General features: G+C 40.9%; 27 protein-coding genes and 1 pseudogene. 7 read left to right on the top strand and 21 right to left on the bottom strand.

The features are described from left to right. Positions 1-20 precede the first annotated feature (20 nt). From BUA59_RS18940 to BUA59_RS18925, 4 genes and pseudogenes are all read right to left on the bottom strand, one after another. Positions 21-252 (bottom strand): annotated as a pseudogene (locus BUA59_RS18940) (transposase domain-containing protein); the annotation flags it as partial. Between the two features lie 29 nt (positions 253-281). After that, positions 282-1124 (bottom strand): IS3 family transposase, encoded by an 843-nt coding sequence (locus BUA59_RS18935; RefSeq protein WP_139248923.1) that lies wholly within the window; start codon positions 1122-1124, stop codon positions 282-284. Beyond that, complete coding sequence (locus BUA59_RS18930) at positions 1124-1624, bottom strand: helix-turn-helix domain-containing protein (RefSeq protein ID WP_072841234.1); 501 nt, start codon at positions 1622-1624, stop codon at positions 1124-1126. Before BUA59_RS18930 ends, BUA59_RS18935 begins: the two co-directional genes overlap by 1 nt. A 40-nt stretch (positions 1625-1664) precedes the next feature. After that, positions 1665-1862 carry an IS66 family transposase gene (locus tag BUA59_RS18925; RefSeq protein ID WP_072841233.1) on the bottom strand — a complete coding sequence of 66 codons (198 nt, stop codon included), beginning with the start codon at positions 1860-1862 and terminating at the stop codon, positions 1665-1667. A gap of 255 nt (positions 1863-2117) precedes the next feature. On the opposite strand from BUA59_RS18925, the gene BUA59_RS18920 reads away from it, so the two are divergent. Both BUA59_RS18920 and BUA59_RS18915 read left to right on the top strand, forming a co-directional pair. After that, entirely contained in the window at positions 2118-2474 is a 357-nt protein-coding gene (locus BUA59_RS18920; RefSeq protein ID WP_024024485.1) for a hypothetical protein, read from the top strand. Positions 2475-2664: 190 nt separating this feature from the next. After that, positions 2665-2919, top strand: coding sequence for a hypothetical protein (locus tag BUA59_RS18915; protein ID WP_072841232.1), 255 nt, complete (start codon positions 2665-2667; stop codon positions 2917-2919). A gap of 41 nt (positions 2920-2960) precedes the next feature. On the opposite strand, the gene BUA59_RS18910 is transcribed toward BUA59_RS18915, so the two are convergent. From BUA59_RS18910 to umuD, 5 genes are all read right to left on the bottom strand, one after another. Further along, positions 2961-3344 carry an MbcA/ParS/Xre antitoxin family protein gene (locus BUA59_RS18910; RefSeq protein WP_072841231.1) on the bottom strand — a complete coding sequence of 128 codons (384 nt, stop codon included), beginning with the start codon at positions 3342-3344 and terminating at the stop codon, positions 2961-2963. 86 nt (positions 3345-3430) lie between these two features. Beyond that, positions 3431-3649 carry a type II toxin-antitoxin system Phd/YefM family antitoxin gene (locus BUA59_RS18905; RefSeq protein ID WP_217653755.1) on the bottom strand — a complete coding sequence of 73 codons (219 nt, stop codon included), beginning with the start codon at positions 3647-3649 and terminating at the stop codon, positions 3431-3433. Between the two features lie 281 nt (positions 3650-3930). Beyond that, positions 3931-4353, bottom strand: coding sequence for a hypothetical protein (locus BUA59_RS18900; protein ID WP_072841230.1), 423 nt, complete (start codon positions 4351-4353; stop codon positions 3931-3933). A gap of 67 nt (positions 4354-4420) precedes the next feature. Further along, on the bottom strand, positions 4421-5692 hold the full coding sequence (umuC, locus tag BUA59_RS18895) for a translesion error-prone DNA polymerase V subunit UmuC (protein ID WP_072841229.1): 1272 nt from the start codon (positions 5690-5692) through the stop codon (positions 4421-4423). Beyond that, positions 5692-6138, bottom strand: coding sequence for a translesion error-prone DNA polymerase V autoproteolytic subunit (gene umuD / locus BUA59_RS18890; RefSeq protein WP_012069683.1), 447 nt, complete (start codon positions 6136-6138; stop codon positions 5692-5694). The genes umuC and umuD overlap by 1 nt, the downstream gene beginning before the upstream one ends. Positions 6139-6540: 402 nt before the next feature. Here umuD and BUA59_RS18885 point away from each other — a divergent pair, with 402 nt between their 5' ends. The 3 genes from BUA59_RS18885 to BUA59_RS18875 are packed head-to-tail and all read left to right on the top strand — an operon-like array spanning position 6541 to position 12126. After that, positions 6541-7491, top strand: coding sequence for a hypothetical protein (locus tag BUA59_RS18885; protein ID WP_072841228.1), 951 nt, complete (start codon positions 6541-6543; stop codon positions 7489-7491). Next, positions 7488-9572, top strand: coding sequence for a hypothetical protein (locus BUA59_RS18880; protein WP_072841227.1), 2085 nt, complete (start codon positions 7488-7490; stop codon positions 9570-9572). The genes BUA59_RS18885 and BUA59_RS18880 overlap by 4 nt, the downstream gene beginning before the upstream one ends. Continuing rightward, a complete protein-coding gene (locus BUA59_RS18875) occupies positions 9559-12126 on the top strand; it encodes a site-specific integrase (RefSeq protein ID WP_072841226.1) in 2568 nt (855 codons plus the stop codon). Before BUA59_RS18880 ends, BUA59_RS18875 begins: the two co-directional genes overlap by 14 nt. A gap of 109 nt (positions 12127-12235) precedes the next feature. Here BUA59_RS18875 and BUA59_RS18870 read toward each other — a convergent pair whose 3' ends face one another. From BUA59_RS18870 to BUA59_RS18855, 4 genes are read right to left on the bottom strand one after another with little or no spacing between them, the layout of a single operon-like run. Next, positions 12236-12634: a hypothetical protein gene (locus BUA59_RS18870; protein WP_072841225.1), complete on the bottom strand. Its 399-nt coding sequence runs from the start codon at positions 12632-12634 to the stop codon at positions 12236-12238. 44 nt (positions 12635-12678) lie between these two features. Continuing rightward, a complete protein-coding gene (locus BUA59_RS18865) occupies positions 12679-13203 on the bottom strand; it encodes a hypothetical protein (protein ID WP_072841224.1) in 525 nt (174 codons plus the stop codon). After that, positions 13200-14396, bottom strand: coding sequence for a site-specific integrase (locus tag BUA59_RS18860; RefSeq protein ID WP_072841223.1), 1197 nt, complete (start codon positions 14394-14396; stop codon positions 13200-13202). Before BUA59_RS18860 ends, BUA59_RS18865 begins: the two co-directional genes overlap by 4 nt. Next, positions 14389-14628: a hypothetical protein gene (locus tag BUA59_RS18855; protein ID WP_024025214.1), complete on the bottom strand. Its 240-nt coding sequence runs from the start codon at positions 14626-14628 to the stop codon at positions 14389-14391. Before BUA59_RS18855 ends, BUA59_RS18860 begins: the two co-directional genes overlap by 8 nt. A gap of 140 nt (positions 14629-14768) precedes the next feature. Here BUA59_RS18855 and BUA59_RS18850 point away from each other — a divergent pair, with 140 nt between their 5' ends. After that, entirely contained in the window at positions 14769-14990 is a 222-nt protein-coding gene (locus tag BUA59_RS18850; RefSeq protein WP_072841222.1) for a helix-turn-helix domain-containing protein, read from the top strand. Positions 14991-15008: 18 nt separating this feature from the next. Here the strand turns inward: BUA59_RS18850 and BUA59_RS23925 are convergent, their stop codons facing one another. Then, positions 15009-15158, bottom strand: coding sequence for a hypothetical protein (locus BUA59_RS23925; RefSeq protein WP_175550798.1), 150 nt, complete (start codon positions 15156-15158; stop codon positions 15009-15011). 95 nt (positions 15159-15253) lie between these two features. Here BUA59_RS23925 and BUA59_RS18845 point away from each other — a divergent pair, with 95 nt between their 5' ends. Next, entirely contained in the window at positions 15254-15556 is a 303-nt protein-coding gene (locus BUA59_RS18845; protein WP_072841221.1) for a hypothetical protein, read from the top strand. On the opposite strand, the gene BUA59_RS18840 is transcribed toward BUA59_RS18845, so the two are convergent. The 7 genes from BUA59_RS18840 to ptuB form a co-directional block, all read right to left on the bottom strand. Further along, positions 15544-16455, bottom strand: a complete 912-nt coding sequence (locus BUA59_RS18840) for an S-4TM family putative pore-forming effector (RefSeq protein WP_072841220.1) — start codon at positions 16453-16455, stop codon at positions 15544-15546. The genes BUA59_RS18845 and BUA59_RS18840 overlap by 13 nt on opposite strands. A 6-nt stretch (positions 16456-16461) precedes the next feature. Then, entirely contained in the window at positions 16462-17466 is a 1005-nt protein-coding gene (locus tag BUA59_RS18835) for a nucleotidyltransferase (RefSeq protein ID WP_072841219.1), read from the bottom strand. Between the two features lie 62 nt (positions 17467-17528). Next, a complete protein-coding gene (locus BUA59_RS18830; RefSeq protein ID WP_072841218.1) occupies positions 17529-20357 on the bottom strand; it encodes an ATP-binding protein in 2829 nt (942 codons plus the stop codon). Positions 20358-20361: 4 nt separating this feature from the next. Then, a complete protein-coding gene (locus tag BUA59_RS18825; protein ID WP_072841217.1) occupies positions 20362-20874 on the bottom strand; it encodes a hypothetical protein in 513 nt (170 codons plus the stop codon). Between the two features lie 10 nt (positions 20875-20884). Next, complete coding sequence (locus BUA59_RS18820) at positions 20885-21937, bottom strand: AAA family ATPase (RefSeq protein ID WP_072841216.1); 1053 nt, start codon at positions 21935-21937, stop codon at positions 20885-20887. Between the two features lie 9 nt (positions 21938-21946). Beyond that, positions 21947-24880, bottom strand: coding sequence for a DUF1156 domain-containing protein (locus BUA59_RS18815; protein ID WP_072841215.1), 2934 nt, complete (start codon positions 24878-24880; stop codon positions 21947-21949). Positions 24881-24909: 29 nt separating this feature from the next. Next, a complete protein-coding gene (ptuB, locus tag BUA59_RS18810; protein WP_072841214.1) occupies positions 24910-25548 on the bottom strand; it encodes a retron Ec78 anti-phage system effector HNH endonuclease PtuB in 639 nt (212 codons plus the stop codon).

The following is a 25548-nucleotide window of genomic DNA, read 5'->3' as shown; positions in this document are numbered from 1 at the left end:
TAAGCGTTCATTCTAGGGATTCATTGACTTTCAGAGCAATGGCGATTTAACGGATTATCTGCAAACAGGTATTTCCTTCGCCTTGGTGTTAAGTCGGCGACCTCTTTGGCTGGATTGCTGGCTAACGCGTTGCAGGACATCCGTCAGGTAGACGTTGGGGTCGAAGTCATGCAGCTTACATGTGCAGATTAGGCTTTGGATGAGGCAAATGTGTTCGGCACCCAGTTCTGTCCAAAAGAAGAGCCCGTTTTTGAACTGACCCCATAAAGTTGGACTCTATTCTAAGCGGCTTTCAAGGCCTGATTTCGATACGCTATCGGACTCAGGCCTTTTAGTTTCTGCTTAATTCGATCGTTGTTGTAATACTCGATGTATTCTTTGATTGCTTCAATCAGTTTATCTGCATTTCTAAACTTTTCATTGTGGTACATCTCTGTCTTTAAAATACCGAAGAAGTTCTCAGCGACAGCATTGTCTAAGCAGTTTCCTTTTCTAGACATACTTTGGGATAGCCCTTGAGCCCTAATCTGTGCCTGATACGCTTGGTTCTGATATTGCCAACCTTGATCTGAGTGGATAATCGGCCTCTCGTTCTTACTTAGCTTGCTAATCGCGCTCTTCAACATGTCTGTGACCAATGGTAACGCGACTGACTTCCTCACTTCATAACTCACTACTTCCTGATTGAATAAGTCGATCACTGGCGAGAGATAAACTTTCTGGTTGTCGACTTTAAACTCGGTCACGTCTGTCACCCACTTTTGGTTGGGCTTCTCTGCATGGAACTTTCTTTCAAGTAGGTCTGGAGCCACTTTCCCAACACGGCCACGATAGGATTTATAGCGCTTAGGTCGCACCTTAGATTTCAGCCCTTGCTCAATCATCAGTCGTTGAACACGCTTGTGGTTCACTTGGATTCCATCATTTCTTAGAGCATAGGTAATCCTACGATATCCATATCGCCCCTTATGAGCATGGAATATATCGTAAATCTTTTGTTTCAGGTCCTGGTCCGGATCCAGTAGCGTCACAGAAGCTCGATGATAATAATAGACACTTCGAGCCAGCCCAGTCGCTTTCAGGAGCCATTGTAACGGGTGCTTTGCCTTGAGCTCAGTAACGATTAACGCTTTTTCTTTATTTGTTCCTGTTTGGCCTGAGCCAAGGCTTTCAACTTTTTTAGTACAGCATTCTCAGCACGAAGATATTCAAGCTCTTCTCTTAGCTCTTTTTCTGTCATCTGTTCAGCAGGCTTAGTTTTAGAAGAGTGAGTGGCCATACGAGGTCTACCTTTTTTCTGTGGTTTGAGTCGAGATATACCTTCGCAAGCATAGAGTTTTTGCCATTGAAATAATATGCCTGAAGATGATAAATCGAAGTAGGCACTTGTATAGGTTAAAGACCACTCATTCATATGCATCGTTTTAAGTGCTTTAAGCTTAAAGGATTGGGTATATGGCATTTGTTTGTGTAAAAAACTGCTTTCACCATGAATACGATACACTTGAGACCAGTAACGAACTTGTCTCGAGTCAACACCGAATTGACGCGCAATCATTCTTGAGCTTTGGTGCTGAGATAACTTTGCTAAATAGAGTTTGAATGCTCTGTGATATTTGGACATAAAAAGACCCCCAGTAATTGGAATGTCCAACTATTGGGGGTCAGTTCATTTTCTTACCCATAGGGATGGGTCTTATCTCTCGCTCTAGGTGGTTGGTGTCCATGGCGACATCGGGTTTTTCTAAGAAGACCATCAGTTGACGTTTGCGCTTTAAGGTGTAGTTCAGCGCTTTCATCCAGCTATCGTCTGGTAATAGGTCTGCCCGTTGTCTTTGCTCTTTGCAAAAGGCAAAAGGCAAAAGGCAAAAAACTGTTCCGAAAAGGGCTTGCTATGTTGTGCTCGATAATCTTTTTTTTCTCATCTGACCAACCTTTCTGCTTGATATGGCTTTCGTGTTGTTACAAAACGGCAATCAGGATAAAAGCGTGTGTCACGACCTCGATTTCTTCCTCTTCGACTTTGAGTAAATGACGGCGCATTTGCACCCAGCACGCCAGACAGTTCTCAGCTATAATATATACCAACAATCGATGGTATTTTAGAGTGGCAGACAATGGCCTCAATTAAGTTTTCAAACATTTTTGAAGTAGTTACGGCAAACGAAGATGAAGCTTTGGGTCTAAAGACTCAAGCAGACATAATTACTACGATTCGTGATATGGCTACTCAACATGGTTGGTCGCATGTCGAAGTCTGTGCTGAAGGAAACCATATTGTGATTAAACAGGCAAACAGTCGAATAAATCAAAATCGACTAAGTGAAGCAGAGCTAATTGAAGGGCTAGATTCCCATACAGCTCACGCAGATGAGCTGTTTCTTAATGTGGATCACGAACTCGCTGAAGCTCTAATAGATCAACTCAATGAGTTAGAGCTGCCTTTTATTGTTCGATCTCATAAAATCTCATAGGAAGCGAACAGAAATTGAAGTCAACCGTTCCAGGCAAAAGCTGACCCCGATTTTATGACAGACCGAAGAGATATCGTTGAAAACGTTGGGGGGGGGGTGATCCAGATTGATTGAGCGGTTGTCTAGTCAATATCTAAGAACTAAATATCAACCCAGCCCCAATTAATCCTAGTAACCATAGGTAAATGAAATGTTAGTGACAAATGAAATAACACAAATGGCCAAAGCCATAGTAACCCAGTTGCCTATTCTGAATGGTATATCGAACTCTGATGAGCACCAACAAGCCCTCATACTTTTAGAAGACTTGATAGAACACTATGATGACAACCTGATCATCATTGAAGCCTTGAGCAATGTTATTGCTCGATATGAAGATGAGTCAGCCGAGTTTGATGCTTTCAATAAACGACAAATAGCTCTTAACTCAGCAGCTGAAAACTAAAATCATCTTAACCTTTGATATCAAATAGCTACACTGTTTATTTAAACTATAACCCCGTGGACGATTTTTCCCAAAAGGTCACTTACCCGCTGCATTCCTTCTTTAGTCCCCATCACTGATTCAGGCGATTGACCATTTAAGGCTAAGGCATTTTTTTTCATCCATGACGTCCAACTGTCTTCGTCACCAAACAGCTTTAGACCCAATTGATGAACCCTTTCATTCAGCGCTCTCATTTCTGACGCTTCAACTGCCTCTAAAATAGCGGCATAAGTGTCAGCAGGAACACAGTAAAATACGGGGTTACCATCCTGCATTACAGCAACTGGGCTGCCTTTTGAATCATTCATAACAAGATCAAGACTGCTCTCAATATCATGAATATCAATGCATTTTTCGGCATAATTTTTTCGTTTATTGCTCATACATATCCCCTAACATGACTGATAAGTACAATGATGATCAACTGTCTAGGAAACTAGGTCCATACCAGCTATCAGGATAAATGAACCTATAGTTCTTCACTTATCTGCTGCATATGGTCATTCACAGAGCTATCAAAATAGCGTCCAGCCTCAATATCAGCCCTAGCTTCTAGCAAGGCAATCTCAAGCTCATACTCTCTGAACTTAGTGTATTTATGCAAATCCATCACTACATATGTATTTCTACCTCGGACAGATATAATCACTTCTTCATCTTCTAACAAACCGGCCTCAACAGCAGCCACACCCTTGGCTTATAAGTCAGTAGCAGTAACAACCCTCATAAGCTCACCTCTTTTTTCTTACGAATAGTGCTATTAAAAGTACAGTCTGAACTTCCCAGACTTTACTAGACCACCAAAGTATGAACACCTAAAAAAACCACAAAAAAATGACTCATCATTGTTCTAGTACACCAATTATATGCAATTATATTTTTTCTTATAATTGGGCACTTTTCACTAGAAGTATGACGACACTTCAGCAACAGGCGCATCTTTAGACTCACTCGACTCGATCAAGTTTTTTATAACATCACTCTGCTTTGAAAATAATTTCTTACCTTGAGAAAATCGTCAAGTGAAGGGTTCTCTAGCATAAACTCCCTGGCTGATTTGCCATTAAATGTCGGATGATGTATTGGCCTTTTGAAAAAATCATACTTAAAGCCAGGTGGTGAACTTAGGTGAATCATCTTGTATATACTTACCAGCATCGCCAGTATATCAATAGTGTCTTGGTCTACTTGAAGGCTGTCATTAATCTGTGCGGTCTCTTTCCATTGATTCCAAGTTGAAACCGTAATACCGCCTAGAAGAACACACATCTGTTCATCTGATAAGTCCCAACGATCTTGTGGACATTGTTCCTCTAGCCATAATACAACCGTTGCTATTATCTTGCCTGCTGACTCTTTACTGGTATTTTTATTGGTACCTTCATCGTTCATGGAACACCCCTCCATCGCTATCGTTTGCATTTTTATTCATTACTGATTTCTATTTTTACATTTCGAGTCAATACACTTTCGGTAACTCATCCCACCTGGTCGTATACGCTGGAGATAAATGTTCTCTTTTCATTGACCATTGTGGTGACACGCCTTGAGAGGCAAAAAAAACCTTGCCGAGGCCGCTGTGGTTGATTTTGTCCACGACACTCATTAATGCTTTTGAGTTGATTTTTGTATTATCTGCTTGGAATAAATCTTGCTGAAAAGCGCCATGTTCATAAAAATCCGCCAACATTACACCGCCTTTGGCGTAGCGATAACCTGAACGATAGATGCGACGAAACAGCACGTCGGCCACTTCTAATAAGTCTCGCGTGTCGTCGGTTGGGTTAGGAAGTTCTGCAGACAAGGTTTTCGAATACTGCGGTTCGTTTGGAATGAATGGACTGGTACGAACGAACACACTCACCATGCGACAAAAGCGTTTTTCACCGCGTAATTTCTCGGCGGCTCTGGTTGTGTACTTGGCAATTGCTTCCCGTAGTTCGCGCTTGTCTGTCACTTTATGGCCAAATGAGCGACTGCAAATGATTTGCTGCTTTGTTGGCCTGACCAATTCCAGATCCAAACAGGACACTCCATTTAATTCTCGAATGGTTCGCTCCAACACCACTGAGAACTCACTTCGAATCGATTTAGGGTCTGCATTCGCGAGATCCAAGGCGGTATGAATTCCCCTCGTCTTTAGCTTTGCCGTGGTGCGACGACCAACACCCCACACGTCACTCACATCAACCAACGCTAATAAACGCTTTTGCCTGTCTGGGTCCATCAAATCCACCACGGATCCCGTGGCTGGATATTTCTTAGCCGCATGGTTAGCCAACTTCGCCAACGTTTTGGTTGGCGCGATGCCCACGCCTACCGTAATGCCCGTCCATTTATCGACCTTGGCTTTTACCCGTTTGCCAAATACCAGTAAATCCGTCACATGATCAACACCGGTTAAATCCATAAACGCCTCATCGATGGAATACACTTCCAGACGTGGCGCTTCCTCTTCCAAAATGGTCATCACCCGATTCGACAAATCCGCGTACAAAGCATAATTCGAGGAAAAGCACACAATACCGTGCTTTCTTATCTCGTCCTGAACTTGAAACATAGGCACGCCCATTTTAATGCCCAGCGCCTTTACCTCTTTGGAACGCGCGACAATACAACCATCGTTATTCGACAACACCACAACAGGCGTGTGTTTTAAATCTGGCCGGAACAACTTCTCGCAACTGGCGTAAAAGTTATTGCAATCGACTAAGGCAAAAACCGTCTTCATCAACCGCGCTCGTACTTCCGAACCACACCCGTCACTACGCCGAAGATTTCTAGCTCAGACTCTTCGGTAATATGAATCGCTTTGTAGGCTTTGTTCTTCGGACGTAGTAACACATTGGGCTTCAGCTCCAACGTCTTCACGGTCATTTCCCCATGAATGCAGGCGATCACAATATCCCCATGACGCGCAGTTAACGAACGATCCACCACTAATACATCACCCGAATAAATGCCCACATCGATCATCGAATCCCCCTGCGCACGCACGTAAAACGTCGCATTAGGATGAGCGACACAGAACTCATTTAAGTCTAACGATTTTTCAACAAAGTCCTGAGCTGGCGAAGGAAACCCCGCCGATACCGAATCCACATACAAAGGGATTCGCACACTATTGGCCGCGATAAACGCCGCCGACTCAGACACACCAAGATAAGTCACACGCATGATCAACACCAAAATACTGTATGGATATACAGTTTAGTTTTAAGCAGCATCAAAAACAAAGTTAATTTTTGTAAGTGTGATTTTTTTAATTTGATTATGAGCAGACGAGGAAATATTTAATTTAAATATAAACTATTATATACAACTTATACTTTTTAAAAAATTATAAGTTAGTTTACATATAAATTAACTACTAAAATAATCCAAACCATCTTTTTAGTTTATATATAAATTAACTACTTAAATAAACTAAATTATCTTTTTAGTTTATTTATAAATTAACAACAATATAGCGAGGTCAACTCTTAAATTAGTTTTAAAAAAAGACTAGACATTCAATTTTTTATGGTATATGTTTTTAAATATCATTCTTATAAAGACATAATAAAAGTAGAGTTATTAATGAATTATAGTGACGAAACATTGTTCTTATCAGAGACATTTTTTGTAATTGAGATGATGAATATTGGTATTTTCTATAATCGACTATCAAAAAACAAAGCAGAAAATTCAGATTTTTTCCTGGAACACTACCCAATAATTTTCAAAAAAGAACATGAGTTTTTATTAGTTAATGATTGCGACTATGAACTAAAGAAAGCACTTAAAAAAACTAATAAAAACTATAGAACACTCGCTTTAGTAATCAATCAAACGAACCGATCAATTCAAGAAATACAAGATTTTTATAAATTGAAAACACTGAAATATCTACCGAGAAAAAATAAATTCAAATCTATTATTGAAGAAATCACATCAGAAAACACCGCATTAAAAATACTATGTCCAAAAAAAATGCGACAACTTGGATTCATTAACAAAATATTTTGCGATAATGAGATAGCATCACAAAAACTTTCTCAAATGAATAAAGAAATTCATTTTAATCTCTGCTTAAAATTTTTTTACGTTAATGGAATAGTAAATTTCGATGATCTTTCTTTTCAATTTTTAACGTCGGAGCTAGATGGTTTTCTAAACAAAAAACACACAAACAAGCTAGAAATTAATTTATTATCAATCATTCATTCAATCTACGAGTCAAGAATAACGGGATTGAATGATATATTTTTAACTATAGATTATCTAAAAAAGAACAATAATCTAAACACTCAGACATTAGAAGAGCTTAGAGAACTAATTTCTATGATAAATAAAAAAATTAATTCGAACTTAAGTTTAGTTGAACTAATATTTGAGATAAAAAAGATTGAATCGGTGAGAAATAGACATCAAGAAGACAATTCAGAAAATTATGATTTTATAAAAAATTCATTATCAGACAAAAAAATAACTAAAAAAATTGTTGACTTCTTATCTGAGAAAATTTTAAAAAATAAAGAAATCATATGAGCGAAAGTAATTTCACAAAGTCACTAGGATGGACAATAAATTTCTGGGATGAGTTGGGGATTTGGAAAGACAACGAAGCATTACTTAAAAAGTTTTTAACACTGTTAACAGTCCCGCCATCAATACAACGTCAAAGATCCATTTTACATATCATTAAGCTAAATTATCATTCGGATTTTTTATTAGAAATGGATGAAATAGAAGCTATTCTATTTATTTTTAAAAACATAAAGTATAAAAAGACAACTGAAGTGTCATTCAACATAGGTGTCGACTATCCAGTATATTTTGGTGTTTATGATGTTTACAGAAGAGATAAAAAAGCCGGATCTGAGTATTTATCAGAACTAATATCTACTTTTGTTTCTGACTGCTACACTCAACTTAAAACAGTTGACTATTATGAAAATGACACAAAGATATATAAACTTATTTTGGCTGTTCGCGAGATTAGCAGATTAAAGACAATAAAAAAAATGAGTAACATTGAAAAAGTCTCATTTTTAAAAAAACCAAGTGACTTCGAAATATCTAGATATCATAGTTATATTAATAACACAGAATATTTTCGAGAATTTTCATTTTGGGGAGGGTTTAACTATCTTCCCGAATCAAAAAAAGACGAACCTAACAAACCTATAGAACTAAAAATTAAGAAGAAATCTAGCAAAAAAAAAGATCAAGATCAAGATATAAAATCACAAGATTCTGATAATTATATACCGAAAATATTTCTCGTAAAGAAGAAATCTTGGACCACTGCAAATAAAGAAATTGAGTCCGTATTTGATTATTCATCATTATCACTACAATCTGTTGTGGGATTTATTGCATTCGTCGATGAAAAAAAATCTGAATTAAATAGTCTTTTAATACTTTGCTTTTTGACGGGCATGACACTAAAAAAAGCACTTTCTGCAATACGTTTTAGTACTAACAAGAAATCACTAACTGTTTCTATCTCAAATACACCAACAGATTCGGACCTATGTTCAGAAATCGAATTGAAAATATCGCCAGCGAGTCTTCTGCATTTAGATGAACCGACATTATCGATAAAAAAGCTAGTCGATAAAATTGCTAACAAATTTTCTTATTTAACTAGGCAATTTTCGGAGTTTAATGGCGGTAACTCTCTGCATTTTGACCGTATCGCATCAAATTCTAATCGACTATTAACACCTCATGTCGATGACATGAGGGTTCATTACCTCAGAGCCAAAATCGGTTTCTCCATGAGCGCGCCGTTCTCGTACGTTGCACTGACCAATGAGAACATTGGAGACTTATATCAAAAGCGATTTGATGTTTTATCCAATCATTTGGAAGTACCAGGGCTACTCTCAAAGCTGCAGTGGGATTCTACATTGGCAAATCAATCTCTTGGATCTAATCGTTTACCACAGAGCTCAATAGCCGATTTCTTCAGAGATATAAGCGTCATTTTTGAAAGTAAAAAGGCATTATTTTCACTTTCTAGGTCGAATCAACTAAGAGTTGATCTAGTCAATTTAATTGAAATACATACATATTTTTTAGAGTTATTATTTTTCTCCAATCGCCCTAATGGCGAAAAATCCATTTCTACATTTTCTGATTTTTTCATTAGAAAAGATAAAAACTCTGTCAACTATGAAGAATATAAAGCGCTGCCCATACCTGATTTATATTTAAAACAAAAAGATATACTTTCTAATGTAAGATTTTCATTGTATAAACACTTAAATTTTACGGATGAAGATATTTCAAAAAATGACTTAATCATAATTCATATTCTTAATGACGAAGTATATGATCAAATCAAATCAGCACCTCACAGACAGATATTAGAGATTCTGAAAACATTTAATCTTGAAGAAATACGTCCATCAAACAATACATTAAGACATTTTTCAGGCAATGCACTGAAATTCAAGGCTATTACATCTCGAGCACTACTTGGTCACAATGAGGATGGATTTTACTATTCTTCTCCTGCGTCTTCATCAAACATCGTTTCGATTCACACTGACATATCTGAATACTACAACACTCTAATTCAAGAATTTTCGTTGCAGGAGCTGACCTATGATTTCGATTGATTTCCTGAATAAATGGCCAGACCTAGAGAAAATAAAATTTAAAGATATTGAAAGTGCAAGAGTTGCTGAAATCATTCTCGATTCTGCGAATGATGAAATGAACATTGATAATGATTCATTATCAGAAATTATTTCAAAATTTTCGGAGTATTACGAAATATCTAGCGAATCTAAAATTACTAGAAAACAGCTCAAGTTTATTAATGATGTCATTGCAAAATTAGAGGGAATTATCACATCAACTATATCTTATGATCGCTCCCCAAAAACCATTCGACCGACCGTTATATCGCCCAACTCTGACGAGGCACAACTTAGAGCAGCTATTAAAACAATCACTAATCAGACGCCTAAAATTCTGAAATCAAAAGTGCTTATTGATAGTGATGAGCTATATGTTCGTTTACTCATTGAAGTTGGTGTAACGACAGGACTACCACTGAACAGAGCTGAATCATTCATACAGGAGCTCCTAAAAAGTCCATTTGAGTGCTCAATACTGGTTCCGTCAGGAGAGTCAACTAGAGCAGATAAATGTTTACCGATTACCGCATCAAATACAGCACGTTTTATCTGTGTGTGTCTCCATGCTCGTAATTACGTGCCACCTAAACATCACAAACTAGCTAAGCATACAATTCCAAGATTATTAACAGCACCTACTAAGGTGAAAATAACTCAAAAAATCAAACTGAAAACTTTTTATCAAGCTACAGCGAGTCTGTTTTGTATTTTTGGTACAGAACCCATTATCTATAGCCGTTTATCCGGAATAAGCTTACCAATAGCACCAACATGGGCCGATATGGATGGTTCAATAATAGGACTACCATCTAACAAAATATACAATAGAAAACGCAACAAACGTACTTTGGGACCAAGTGAAAAAACGTCTTATCAACGAGAAAATGACAAAAATGTAGCAAGCTTGTCCGCAGAAGATTTAGATGATGACGAGAAACAAAGACGTTTCCTCGCTTGGCAAGAATTGGCTTACTATTTATTTGGCTATGTTAAGTATTGGATTAAAATACAAATTCAAAATAAGAAAAAAAGTAGTGAAATAGAATTTGCTAAACCGTTGTACAATTTATCTACCTCTAAAATGGACGGCTTAATCGAGAGAATATTTAATAGAACAAAATGCAATAAACGCTACGTTAGTGATTTGGTTTACTCAACTCTTGATAGAATACAAGTGGCTCTTAGTGAAACACGCCCAAAGACACTTCCTGCCGTTGCTGAAATCTTACTCATCTCTGGTGATGGCCCTAGAAATTATTGCGCGATTTCATTGATGTTTGCATTTGCTTATAACGAGTTAGTTGTTAGAAAGAACAAGGTAAATACAGCTTTATCAAAAATCATCAGTCTCTTTTCAAAAAGCCTATTTGACTATGAGCCAGCTTACAATATCGAAGACTGGGATGAAGAAGATGCAAGCTTATTTATACATGAGGTTTTATTAAACCCAGATTTAGCTTCAGCAACTAACAAAAATCGACTATCTCAATTTTCAACGTTATTAGGTTTTAGTAGAAGAAATCTGGATATCTGGAACGATGTTCATTTCCCAGTCTCAAGAAGCGGACAAATAACTACCACTAACCGCAATCAAGTCCTCGGACAGCAAGAATTCAATCTTTTTATAGACGCATTTAAACGTCATCACAGTGTTCAGTCTGATGTCACTGTGTCGACTATAATTTTTAAAATCCTCTTTTATGCGGGTCTTCGCCCTGGGGAGTTAGCGCGGCTAACGCTGGGCGACATCTCAGCACACAGCGAGGAAGAAATACTAATCAGAGTACGACGGTTTAAAACACCGGCATCAAGACGTACCATTCCATTGCATCTATTAGCGCCACCAGAGGTTTGTTTAGAGATCTTCGAATATATTTCTCAGCGCTTAACTCTATTCAGCAAACTAAAGATGACCAGAGCATTTGGCAAAGACAGGAAACCAAGTGAAGCAAGGAAAAGACTATTGGCAATTGCTGAAGTTAACGATGAGCAGGCACAGTTTTTAAGGACATTCCCACTTTTTAGCAATGCTGAAAAGGTCACAAGAATTGCTCGCGAAGAGATGAAGCTAATCTTGGGAGAAGGAGCGGACTTGTACCTACTTAGGCACAGCTATGCCACACATATGTTCTTACGTTGGTATGCTATGCGCTACCCTGATGTCATTAATGAGTTAAGAGATCGAAATGAATGGTTCTACTCAAATGAAGCCATGGCGTTGCAGCGTCATATTTATCGTCATGGAAGCTTGGTCAACCATTCAAAAGAGACGGACATGGTCCACCTTATGAAATCGATGGGGCATCGATTTGTCGACACTTTTTTTGCTGTCTATTGCCATTCTTATTTTGTTGTCTATAACCATGCCCAGAAGAAATATATGGCACAACGTGGATGGGAAAATTTGCCGGTGAGCACTGGTTTCATTCAGGCCAATATTCCTAAAATGAAGTCCAGAACAACGATCTCTCAAATAAAAGAAAAAAGTTTAGTTGGGGTACTGGAGTTCTTTCAATCTAAAGAAATCTGATGGTATTTAGGTGGTCAAACTACCCAGATTTGGCTTTACAACGCTTTCATGAGCCTCGAAGATTCATGCAAAAGGGCTTGTTTGAAAATCAAACAAGCCCTTTATAGGATTAAAAGATTCTACTTCTAAAAAAGAGCATAATTTTATTCAAATTATCCATGGAGTTGTCTAATAATAAGCTTTCCTTAGCCGATTTCCCTTCAAACGTTGGATAACTGATTGGTCTTTTAAAAAAATCATAAATTGCACCAGAAGGCGCACTCATAGCAATGCTCTCATGGATCTTCAACAGCAGAACCAACCTATCGATCACATCTTGATTTAGTTCAAACTGCTGTTTTCCCTTTGCCACTTCCTTCCACTCATGCCATGAAGATAAAGGAATGCCACCCAAAAATTGACACACTTCTTCATCAGATAATGCCCATTTTTCATCTGATGCTTGATCAGCCAACCAGCTAATGCAAAACGTGATCGCTTTTAAATACTGTGCGGTTTCATTAGTCATATTTTCAACCTCATTACACATTCATTTTTAATAAATAGTCCTGTTTAAATTATCTCAATAAGATAATGCGCCCCATTTTTAATGCCTTTTACGCATTGTATTGAGCCGCTTTTGACCTTCAAATGGCCTGAACTTAATAAAACAGACAGCTCACCGCTCGCATCACAAATTTTAATGGGAGCTGTTTCACCATGATTATCATTAGTTAACCCCTCAAGGCGGTAGCTTCCAATAAAAGCATTGTAAGACGGGATACTTTTCACGGATGGGTATAAACCAATTACATTATTAAGTTGTGGTGGTTTGAAAAAGGCCTTATTACCGTGTATCTCTAAATTCAGCCTCCCGAGAAGAAAGCTGAGCCCTACCATCTCCTCATGTTCATTTAAGCTGTTTATTTGCGTAGAGACCCAAGAGCTAAAAGCCAATTCATCAACAACGCCCAAACCTGTACCAAACTTTTCAACAACCTTTTTTAGTTCGTCGTCATTCAATGAGTGCAACAGGTCGAACATAACATCCTGGACTGAACGGTGGATCAGAGATAATTCACTAACAATGCTGCTCATAGTGCATCTCCACTCACTTCAAAACCACTGGACATCAAAAGTGTTTCAAACGCAGAACCATCTCGACGAGTCAGGTTGGGGACATAGCGCGAATACACGGTAAATAACATTTGAGTAGTTGTATGACCCATTTGTCTAGCGATCCACTCTGGGTTCTCCCCTGCTGCTAACCATAATGTGGCGGCTGTGTGTCTTGTCTGATAGGGCTTTCTACTTTTGATGCCAATTTTTTCAAGTGTTGGGTACCAAATGCGCTGAGTAACATTTCGGTGTTCATAACTACCACCTGCACGATTACAAAACACAAACTTAGAATGCCCAAACGAAACTTTCTTTTGTTCTAATAATGCTTCATACACAGGTGGAGACATTTCAACTTCACGACGTGATTCAAGTGTCTTAGTCGTATCAATACGTCCCTGAACGACGGTTTCTCTCACCAAAATTTGTCGGTTTTCAAAATCAACGTACTGCCATTGCAGCCCATCTATTTCCCCAGTACGTAAACCAGTAAAAAAGCGCACAATGTAGTAATTACGAAAATCTGGACGTACATAGTGAATAATCTTCTTCACTTCATCCAGCGTAAAAGGCTCAATATCCACTCTAGGCACTTTTAGGGGTTTTAATCCAATAGCAGGCGACGTAAACTCATATCGGTCGGCGGCATCATCTAAAATCATTCTTAGTGGCGTCATAATGTGGTTAATCCTATCGTTTGAAAGCTCACTGTCCCCTGTTTCGTGGTTCACTTTGGCGAGAGATGCACGAAATTTCAGGATCATGGCTTTGGTTATGTTGCCGACTCTTTCTTCCCCAAAATATGGGATGAGACGGGTATCTAAAGTTCCTTTTATAGAAGTCCGGTAAGACCGTTTCCATCGTAAAATATTCTCTTCAAGCCACTCTTGTGAGAACTCAGAAAACAACGGCGTATCCGGTCGTTTTTGAACCTCAGTGACAATGTGCTGAACCACCTCCTTTTTCACTTTCGGTACTTTTTTACTGCCCGGAAAGAACTTCTCATAATCGAACTCTCCGGTTTTGAGCGCTAATTCAATCTTCTTAACCGCTGCTTCCATACGCTTCATATTGGCAGGCGTATTTTCTAACTTGGTGTATTCCTTACAACGCTTACCTTGATACCGAAAATCAAAATAGAGCTTATCGTTTCTTGTTCCAACGCTAGCCACGGTAAACACCTCCTGAGGCCATTGGGATCAAATCATCCACTTCATTACTTTTAGCCGTTGTAAACATCTCAGCTTCAATCGGCTCCCAAACGTAAAGCACTTTGCGACCATTAAAAGGTCGGATGTAGTGCGTTCCCTCAATAAAGCTATTGTCTCTAAGAACGTCATTGATATATTTAGGGTGATACTTGATACGAACAGATAACTCTTTAGCCGTTAAATAAGTACTCATAAAAGTGACCTCCACTCACATTTGAAGAACATAAATGACACTATACATCATCTTTTGTGACTGGCAAGCACATTTATAGATTTTTTTCACTTTTCTGAATAACTCGGGCATAATCCATATATCTGAAAAGCGAGATGGAAATGATTAGATTCAAACTAAAAGAGCTCATAGCTCTAAAAGAGAGAGAAGAAGGGAGACGCATCGGTTTGCAAGAAATTGCAGATGCGACAGACATACACAGAACAACCCTTTCAAAGCTTCAAAACCCTAATGGTTATAAAACCAATACTGATAACCTTGATAAGTTATGTCGTTATTTTGAGTGCGAGTTAAGTGATTTAGCTGAGTACGAACAGGGCTGATCTTGATTGCTACTCATTCTACTGCATAAAGCTAATTAGCTCGTCTTGTGTGGACTGCAAATCCTCGGGGGACGCAGCTGGCAACCCTTTCAGGAATGGCGGGTAGCGTGGGATTTCTGATTCAGTTGACTCAGTTTGGCGCTGCGACTTTAAAAATCTACTAAGCATAAATACCCCTGCAAAAGTGGTATCATCCTTAGTAAATGGCAATATCTGTCATCAGATAAATAATTGAATCTTTAAGCTATTTAAGTGGCAAAACTATGAAACAATTGAATACATACGATACAAAAGAAGAAGGTGAGGCGGCTCTTGCTAAAATCGATGAACCCAAGCGTCTTGCTAGCGAGCGCGATGCCACTGAAACGATTTATAATTTATTCGGGCAACCCACTTGGGGTAATTTTTATAAGCTTGGTATGTTCAATCTTCATCAACTGAAAGAGATTGTTGATAAAAAACAAGCTGGCCAGCCTTATGATGATGCGAAGCATAAAGAATTACTAAATATGCTTCGCTATGCTGCTAACTCTTTTGAAATCGAAATACCGAGTCATTGGCTCTGAACTAGAGCTTCATCCACAAGAGCATTGGCATCGATTATCATGTCTTCGTTCATGACTTTTTGAGTAGTCCAATATAACCAGTCGAAAATAGGGTTTGCATTAGCCCTATAGCCGCTCCACGAGTAACTAAGCTGGTTTAATTCATTACTAATTTCAACGTTACTACTCTGCCATAGCTGAAAGCACTGGTCAGAACACTTTGAAGCAGTATCTATGCTGGTTCGGTTGCTCAACCATTCATCGAGCAATAAACCTAGGAAAGGTGAAATCGGTACGAGTATTCGAACAATGTAATCTTCAATTCTGTAATTTAATGAGTTCATCAGAAATAAACTCAGAGCTGTAGCAACAATAAATATCATTGCTAAAACAACGCCATATTTCTTCCTTAGCTCTGTTTCCCAGCGAAATGTCGAAAGTAGGCAGAGTGCTATGCCTTTTTCCTTTCCTAATTCTGAAACTCTAGCTGGCCACCATTCTGATAGGTTAGGTCTGTCCTGACTATTTTTGTCGAGCCACTTTTTGGACAGTCTATTTATTTGAGATTGCGGCGTTTCAATTGGGCTTGGCTTAATTCCTATGCCTAAAATATTGAAATCGTGAAGACGTTGTAGATTGCTACCTAAACCGACGTATTTATTGATTTTTGTGTGTTTGCCAATCGTGCTGGCCATTATCATCAAAAGAGTGGTGGCGGTAACGTAAGCTGCGAGATTTACAGTTGGAAAAGAAATGATTTTTTGAATATTGATAGCGACGATTAGCTGGAGTACAGAGAGTAGTATGGCTGGGAGCCATATCCATGTCTTCCAATTCTTAGCCATTTTGTAGGCGCGCCTGAACGCTGCTGCGATCTTCACATTCGAGTCTTGTGACTGAAATTCATTAATCCTATTCATCTTTGGTTATCCATAATCCGGGAAGTTGCTGCCAAAGATTTCACCCCATTTTTTAATAGAGCTGCGGTGATCCTTATCGGACTCAAATTGTCGCGCTTCGATAGCTTTGTTTTTATCAACCCATGCTCGTGTCGATATCTTGTCTCGCTCGACTTGCGTTAGGTGATTGATATTGCCTTGCATACCTTTCGGGTCTGTTACATCGTTAGTCACATTCAGCCAAATATATTCGAATATCTTAGGAAGTTCCAAGTCTACAAATTCACTTGCCGCATCAGATCGCGTCGAATAATAATTTAAGATCATTACCTCAAGAAGATAGGAGCTCATTGATGGCATCGTTGGCCGTTTGTTCCAGTATTTCATACTCCGGATCACGTTAAGCACATTGCCATTATGATTTGTATTTATTGCTTGCGTTCGATTTTGATCGAGTATCGGGTTGGTCTTTTTCCAGGACCCGCTTCCGTCAGGAATTAAATAGAATGAATTTCCATATGTGTCTGGCGAAGTGAAAAAACAGGGAACTATGTCATAGCTCCAGTCATAACTTGTCAGAGACAATACAGCGGCCTCTTGATTTCGTTTAGTGTCTGCACCTGCATATTGAGGAACATTATTCAGGGCCGAGACGATTTTATTTACAACCTTGATTGAGTTGAGAGTATCTGTTCCATCGTTACATAGACGCCTGAGCTGCGTTGATTGCTCTGGAACAGATATTGAAATGCCACTTAATAGTCCTTCGAAATAAGTTGATCCTTGAGCGTTTAGACAAATCATAATGTCAATGTCATCAAGGGGTCTCTTTTTTGTATTTCGAGCAAATGAACCAAAGAAAATATTTTTCTCCGTATACACTTGGGGGAAGTGATCGACCTTTGATGGAAAATTACAGATTTGCCCAACCAGCCAATCACGGCTAGCTCTGGCTATCTTGGTTTCGTCATCACGCAAATTCACATGATCGGCCAGAAATTTGTTAAAAGCTTCTATTACCGTTGTAGCCATGTTTGCATCCTTGCGCGGTATATTTTAATCAGCCAATTTGCGTGATGACAAAGGATCAATTCCTATTCCTCTTCAAATTCAGAACTACTAAACCGCAGCACATTGCAATTTTCTTTGATCGTCCGTTGCAGCGCTTCATCAAAGCCATTCTTAGATTTCGCTTGAATCTCGACAGAGATAGAAACCTCAACCCCCAGTTTTGCTGTGAACTGTTGTACCACTTCATCAACAATGGTAGCGAAGTCCATTTTGGCTTTCACAGGGTCTAGATCAATGTTGCCGTAAAACTGTTTTTTAATGGCAGTTTGGATTGCTGGTGCAGGTGCTACTCCCGGTATGGGCTGCGGTGGGGTTGCTGGTGAGCCGCCAGGTACAGAAGGAGGTACCGGATTAACCCCGGTTGGTTCTGCAGCAGTGGTCGGTTGCGGAACGGGGTTGGTTTTTTCCCGATACTCTGCCGCCGCATCTTTATCAATTAACACGCAGGCATCATCAAGTGTTGGTATGCCACCATTGCCAAAACGAAACCCTAAATAAGCATCGCCATCTTTACCTGAGGCAAAGCCAAAAAAGTCTTCGCTATCCAAGCCTTGACCAATGGCATTCCGATACACTTGGTCGTTAATCAATCGCGGTAAATACAAATAGTGGCAGGTATCTTGATACACTTTTAAGCTATTAACATCAGTTACACCCTCTTTAAAATACCACTGAGCCAGTAAGTTTTTTAAATGAATGGGGGACCATTCAGATGTGATCCATTCTTCTTCACGCAATCTATTTTCGATTTCTTGGATTAAATTCGTAGCATTAGTTGAAACCGAAACAATTTCCCAGTCGACGGTTTTATCTGTCGCTTTTAACTGCAGAGGGCAAACAATCCACTTATAGGCCTCACGAACCAATTGTTGAAGGTTACTCTCAGCCACTTTAGTGCTTTTTTTCGCAAGGTTTGCCTGAAACAGATCGAGGTTTAACTTGCCTTCATCAATGTCGCTAACAATTTCACGCCAGGCTAAATAAGTACGCCCGGCATCGTTTAAACGACCCACAACATCGCTATCGGCAGCGAAGAATATTAAACGGTTACGCTTTTGCCTTGGTTGGTCACCACGAAAACTCAATATTTTTTCAGCCGCAGAGATTGCGCTATTGCCATCGGCTTTGGTATAGCCTTCGTTGGGTGCTAATACGACTAATCTTGGGCCAGAACCATAGTCATCTGGTACATCGACAGAATTGGTAAACACATGAACGCCCGCGAATATAGAGTTGCGACCGAACACACTGTTCACTCGGCGCTTTAGCTCATCATTGAGTGCTAACTTATCAATATTTTGTTTCCTGCTTTCCATTTCACGGCGCAGGTTAGGCTTGGTATCTAACCAAAAACGATCTTGATCCGAATACAAATAATGCAATCGGTCACGTAGACGCTTTAACACATCTTCAAACACACCAACGGTTTGTCCAGGCTGAACAGTTCCAAGCAATATTCTTTCTACCTGAATGCCTTTAACCACTTGGTCGCGCGCGCTGGGGGCACTCCCCAAGAAAACCGTACGCATGGCTCGATGTGCCGCTTGCACACTACCAAAACGGGTGTCGTCACCATCAATGCGATGGGGTTCCGAGCGATCACCATCCACCTCGCGTTCTAGCACAGGCTCCCAACCTTGGGGTAAGTAATGAATACTTTTGTTACGCACTAGACTGTCATCCAGCGGGATGGATCCTGGCATAATCAACGCATCTTGATTGTTGTCATTCCATAAGCGATGAATAATCACCGCCATATATTGGAGCACACCACGCGTACGTTGAAACTTATCCAACGTTGACCAATCTTCATAAAGTCGATCAAATATTTCGGGGTGAATGGGGTATGAGGTACACATGCGCTCGAAATACTGATTCGATTGCGTTTCCAGTGGAAAGTATTGCGCGTTCTGACGATAGTAATCGCAAAACTGGCGGCTGATGCCTTCAATCTGAGCGCGGTCACCGGCCGATTCAAATAAGCGTCTACGCACAATTTCAAAGGCTTCTTCAGTGGCAACAGGCTTCCAAACAGATTCCACACGGCCAAAGTGTTTTTCTAACGCGACTAAGGTTTTCTGACCAAATGAATCACCCACTTCAGTTTCAGATTCCGGTAGCGATGCCAGCAAGATAGCATTTGGAACGGTTTTAAACGCTTCGGTGAGTGCTTGTACAAATTTAAGGTTGGCTTCATAAGTACCCGCATTCAGTTGCTTGCCCGGTTTTAAATCGCTGAAGAACTTTTGCAGCTCATCAATCAGCACCACGCAAGGCGCTGATTTTGTGAGCAGCTCAGCCAGTACATCTTTACCCGGTGCGGTTCCATCACGGTCGCTGGCGGCAACCAAGTTATAACCTTCATCACCTAGCAGTTGCCAAGCCATTTCGCCCCAAAGTGTGTTGGCGCAAATGCTGCCATGCTGTTTACCTTGGCTAACGGATAAAGCAATGCCATCCAATACCGCAATATTGGCATGGGGTAATTCGGTAATGCCTGCTTGGTCTAGCAGTGGCGGTATACCTTCGAGTTTATCGGTACTTACTTTACGCGTCGCCAAGTGCAATACCGTTAACATGGTGTGGGTTTTACCACCACCAAAGGCTGTTTGTAACTGAATGACTGGGTCACCGCCTAAGCCTGCTAATCGTTGAGCAACAGACATCAGCAATAAACGCATGCCTTCGGTAATAAAAGTACGAGAGAAGAATTTCTCAGCATCCTGATATTCTGGCGTAGCCGTACCGTTGGCAACCTGGGTAATGTCGGCAGCAAACTCAGATTGTTTGAAGGTTCCTTCAAGTACATCTTTGTGAGGGCGGGCAATTTCGCGCCATGCTTTTAAACTCATACTATTATCCTTGCACTGTCCAATTCATTTGGGGAGTAAGTTTGTCTTGATCGACCACCAGCGGATGAGCATCGACCGCTTTCACTTTCTGTTTTAATTTCTGTAGAACCGCAACAGGATCGATGGCGTGAGGAAAAAGCTTACTACGCTTTTGTGGCTGTTCCAGATATAGAACTACACGAATCTGCTTTGCCTTTAGGGCGTTTCGAGCAAACTTTTTTTCTTCGGCGTCGTTGGCATTGACTTGTGCAGCACACAATCCAGCCAATGTGTCCCGTATTTTAATAGCTATCTCATCACCCAAATCGATCGGCTTGGTACGTCGATGTAAACGATAGTCTTTGATCTCGATAAACCAAGTCGTGGAGCCGTCAACAACTAAGAGATCTGTTGCCTTGCTACCGCCGAATGCATTGTTGAACTGATTTCGATAAAACGACCAGTCGTCATACTTAGTGGCGAGGACACCAGCACCAAAAGCAAACGTCAACCTGTCTTCTGTGATTGAATTTTCCATGGCTGTCACCTTATACGCCTGATTGCATATAGCGTTCAGATTGATTCAGCTCTTCGTCCAAGAGGACCAATGTCTGGATGTCTTCTAGGCTATCGCCCTGCTCGACAATAGCGCCATTTTCACCAGCGATTAGCGAGAAGAATCGTTGAGGAATCGCTTTAAACGCTTTCTGCTCAGACAACACTTCCAATTCCCGCAAAAGGAATAATGAATGAGTCGCGATAAACACTTGAATTCCGTTTGCACAAAGATGCAGGATCATTTGCGCGACTAGCTTCGTTAATCGAGGATTCAAATTGCTCTCCGGTTCATCCCAAAATAGGTAGCCTTTGTCTAACAAGGAGCCGGTGCCGATCAGTCGAGCAAGCATGGCGAGTTTGCGTAGACCTTCCGCTACCAGAGGCATCTCCACTTTTCCTTGGCCTGGCATTTGCAGGTAGAAACGGCCATTGGTATCCAATACGACTTTCCCGCCCATCGCGTCTTCTAATGGCTTAAGCAATGAAGCCGCTTTTTTCTCACGAGGGCCTTTCAACGCTGGGGCACCGAGTAATAAACATGCGTCTCGATAAGTTTCATCAAACTCAAGGTAGTGATTATCATAAATAGACACAAAGCCCGGATATAGCGTTAGAAGCTCCCGAGTAGGAAGGAATACTGGTGCTTTGGGCTGCCAGTCCTTGTTCAAGTCGCCAATGACCACTTCCGATTTACTAGTGGTGGCAAAGTTCAAGGCTAGATCTAAATCCTGGTTATCAAATGATAGAGCTAGTTCACATCGCTCACGACCTGGCTTGCGGCGAGCTAATCGCCCCAGAGTTTCGGGACGTAACACATTGATCAGTTTGTCCGCATAGACCTTTTGCAATGCCGTTTTAGTCGGTGCAGTGGCATTGGGTTTACGCCCCTCCTCAGCACTGGCCGAAATCAAAGCATATGCTGATTTAAGCAGATGAGATTTACCACTGCCATTCTCACCGATGATCACGTTTAAGCCGGGAGAGAAGCTTAGCTCAACTTCAGCAAACGTTGTCAGGTTTTTGATGTTCATTTTATTCAGCATAGTAACCCCTTAAAACTCCATACCTATCTGCTCATCACGGTGGCCAACCTCAAGCGATGCGGTAACAATAGCATGCCATGAACCAATTAATTCGTTATAGGCTCGAGCTTCTTCCGCCCATTTTTTGCGTTCGCATAATGTGTATAGGTGATAAGCCAATTGGCGGATAGGTTCACCACGTTCGGGCATTTGTGCAAGTAAGTTACCAGCTGCGCTTTCACCTTGTTGGTTGAGCACACGAATCATTTGGTGACAGGCTTCCCATATCGGTGTGCGCGTGTCTGATTTTGGATCCCAGTCTTGCGGATATTCACCCCACTTAAGCAAACGCACCTTACCGCCCCCGGCTTCAATGACACCAGCATCGCGCACTCCTTCTACTGAGGTACCCTTGGCTCGTGCCAGAGTATCGGCGACACCAAATTGGCCTTCGCCCCAACCATATTGGCTAAACCAGTCGTCACAAAACAGCGTATCGGCATCAAAGTTGCCGCTGTCGGGGTTAAGGTAATCGGTAATGGCGCGGTTAATTAAAATCAGCGCATCGTGCACGCTCATCTTGCTACCATCTTGATTGAGCACTGCTGCGTATTTGGAATAAATGGCCATGCCAGGGCCAATAGCGGCTTGGGCTAAATCCACCGGGGCGATGGGTGTAACACCCGTTTCGCCACCGATCATGGCTTCTAAAGCGTCGGGCATTTGGTCGCGTAGTTCACGTTGGAATTCACGGCGGGAGATTGATTCTGCTTCGATTTCGCGTTTGCGACAAACTAAAACTACTGAGGAAGCTAGGGCGTTTGTACCAGAGCCAATCATTCTATTTGCCATTTCAGTTCGCATCGGCCATGTGCCATCAATGGAAAATCCCGCTCGGATCACGGCTTCTAAAAATGTTTCCCAGCCTGTGCTAGATGTGCTTCCTTCCTTGGTTTCAGATTGCTTAAAGGCATAATAGATAGATACAGGAAATGCCGGATGACCTTTCTCGGACATGTTGTGAACAGCCTGAGTCATACCATCTAAGAAAAATGATTCTGCTTTTTCCTTGTTTTCATGTCGATAGGGAATAGCTACCAATTCTTCGGCCTTGGGGACGGCTAAGGTCGAGAATAACCTCGGGTATATTGGTTTCAACGATTTTCTGAGCCAAACATAAAAAAAGTCTGCTAGATCAGCGTATCCAATATTATCGTAGTAAGGAGGATCGGTAGAAATAACCTTATTGCTGCTGATAACTTGTGTTGCAGCGTCAGCTTGGTTCACTACTCCTGGAATTTCTCCAATTCCAGGAATACCTTTTATAACACCAGCAATAGATACGGTGTATGCTCCAGCAGCATTGGAAAAAGGATTAACTTCAGGATAATCCCAAGACATAGGTATTGCCTGTCGAGAAAAAACAGTGACGGTTTGCTCTCTGTCTGCAGTCCAGCGTGCAATTGTACATAGAGTATTAGCAGATCGGTCGAGTGCAAATGCTAAGTAGACAGCGATTGCATCGCCATATGCAGTAGCGCCTATCCCTCCATCGTCAATGCCTAAGGTATCATTACCCATGCCTGAAGCATGCATGTCCCTAATAACCTTGAGCCTTGCTTCATTTACAAGATCGGCAAACGTCGTAAGAGTCACTAATTGGCGAGACGTAAATAGGTCACCAAAAGTTTCCAACCCATAAGGTGGAGTCCATAAGGCTCTCTTATCAGGAGCCAACTTGGTCTCAGGCTTCCAATCAGGTACTGTTTTTAACGCTAAATCTTCCATTTCCTGTACCGGAGGTAAATATACTCGACCATTTTTACCTTCCGCTACAACAGCCATAAGCTTGGCACTCATACGTCCAGATTTACCTTCACTCTTAATATATTTTCCTTCAATTGGCGTGCCGGAGAGAATACAAGTAAAGTTAGCTCCTCTAGCAGCCTTAGTTCCTTTCTTTAGATGTTCGGGTGGGGTTCCAATTCTTACTGTAAAGTTTAAGTGATCCTCTTTAACTTCAGGCAGTATGTATGCTTCTTTACTTTTTTTCCTGGAAAGTACAAAACTAGAGGCCAATGGCACATCTACATGACTAAACGCAGGATTCGGACTTTTCACTGTTCGCGCCCACAACCAAGCGATTACCGTTAATTCTTCGCCCGCATAAGGTTTTAAATCCGGCCGTTCGGCAATCATTTCATCAGTGATTTTCACTTTCGGGTATAAATGCCCAATGCGCTTAAAGGCTTCCTCACGCATCCAATGCCCATAGCGGCGTACGTCTTCTGCTAATCCTTGGGCACCACTCCAATCTTCCAGCATATCTTTGGTGGCTTTCTTATTACTTGTTTTATCTGATTCTGGTATTGGTCCCACAGGGGCTTGGCCAGCAAACTTGGGTGGTATCTCAATCATGGCTTTATTGATCATGACTGCCACAGGGTTTAAATCGCTGGCGTAACTTTCTAACCCCAAACGCTGTGCTTCCAGAGGAATAGCTCCACCACCGGCAAATGGGTCATGAAAGGCAGGCAGTTTTTCAGGATTAAACAATTCAGCGGCTTGTGGGTGTTTACGGTTTAGGTAACAGGTTTCTTGCCAGCTTTCTTTAATGGCTGCGCGAGCGCGGTTTAGCACTTCTTCGTTATTAGTGTTCTCCCACTTCACTAAATCACGAATAATTTGAAATAGTTTTTCGCGCTTTATTTCCGCTTCTTTTTTATTGACGCCGTATTTAAAGCCACCGTCTTGTTGGTAACCTGGATCATTCACCATTTGAGCAAAAATAACAGCACGCGCTGCTGCCAAAGGCCGACGCGCCCACCATAAATGTAGAGTGCTAGGATGGCCGTGGCGAATGGATTTTTCACGCGCGGCAGCGGCGTTAATGTCATCTAGTGGAAGCGCCACTTCGATGAGTTTTTTGGGGCTATAAATTTTATGTTCTTTTGTGTTCGTCATTGAATACTCTTTGTTGCCTGTAGGCCTAATTATGCTGGTAACAACGTATGCTTTATGGCCGTAGTGAACGGCAAGTCTTTTATTTGGTTTAACTCATCTTGTAGCAGTGGCAACCAATCTACTTCTTCAAATTCTTCTACGTAAGTTACAAGCTCTTCTGCTGTTTGCAGATAGCCTTTAATCGCTGTTTCACGAATTTGGCGCAAGGCCCCATTTAAATTAAATATACGAATGGTTTCTTCGGCACGATGTTTATCTTCTGGTCTTAAACCTTTTACTGGAACAACGTTTCCATCTGGTAAAAATTCAAAAAAATGTTCTGGGTCTTCCTCGTCCATCTTGATCAGATCTTGGTGACTGTATGGCGGCAAGTTATCTTTATGCTTACCACAACTGTCTTCGCGATTGCAGGAACCAAATAGGTTACTCCACAGGAATGTACCTTGAGAGAAGCTCCGCCTCTGCCTTAAATGCTCAATATGCGAGTTACTTGTATTTCTATCCGTTTTAATTGCTGCCTCACAATAGGCGCAGCGATGCTGTTGCATTTCATCCAGCTTTAACCAAATTTCACTTTTATGATCTGGCGTGACATTGCTCCAATTATCCCTGCCGTGTTGATACTGGCTCAAACATAATGGCGGTATAGGGCGAACTAATTTATGCAT

The organism is Marinomonas polaris DSM 16579 (genome assembly GCF_900129155.1).
Classification (GTDB): domain Bacteria; phylum Pseudomonadota; class Gammaproteobacteria; order Pseudomonadales; family Marinomonadaceae; genus Marinomonas; species Marinomonas polaris.
The sequence above is the reverse complement of the archived record's forward strand: the minus strand, read 5'-3'. Positions and strand labels throughout refer to the sequence as shown.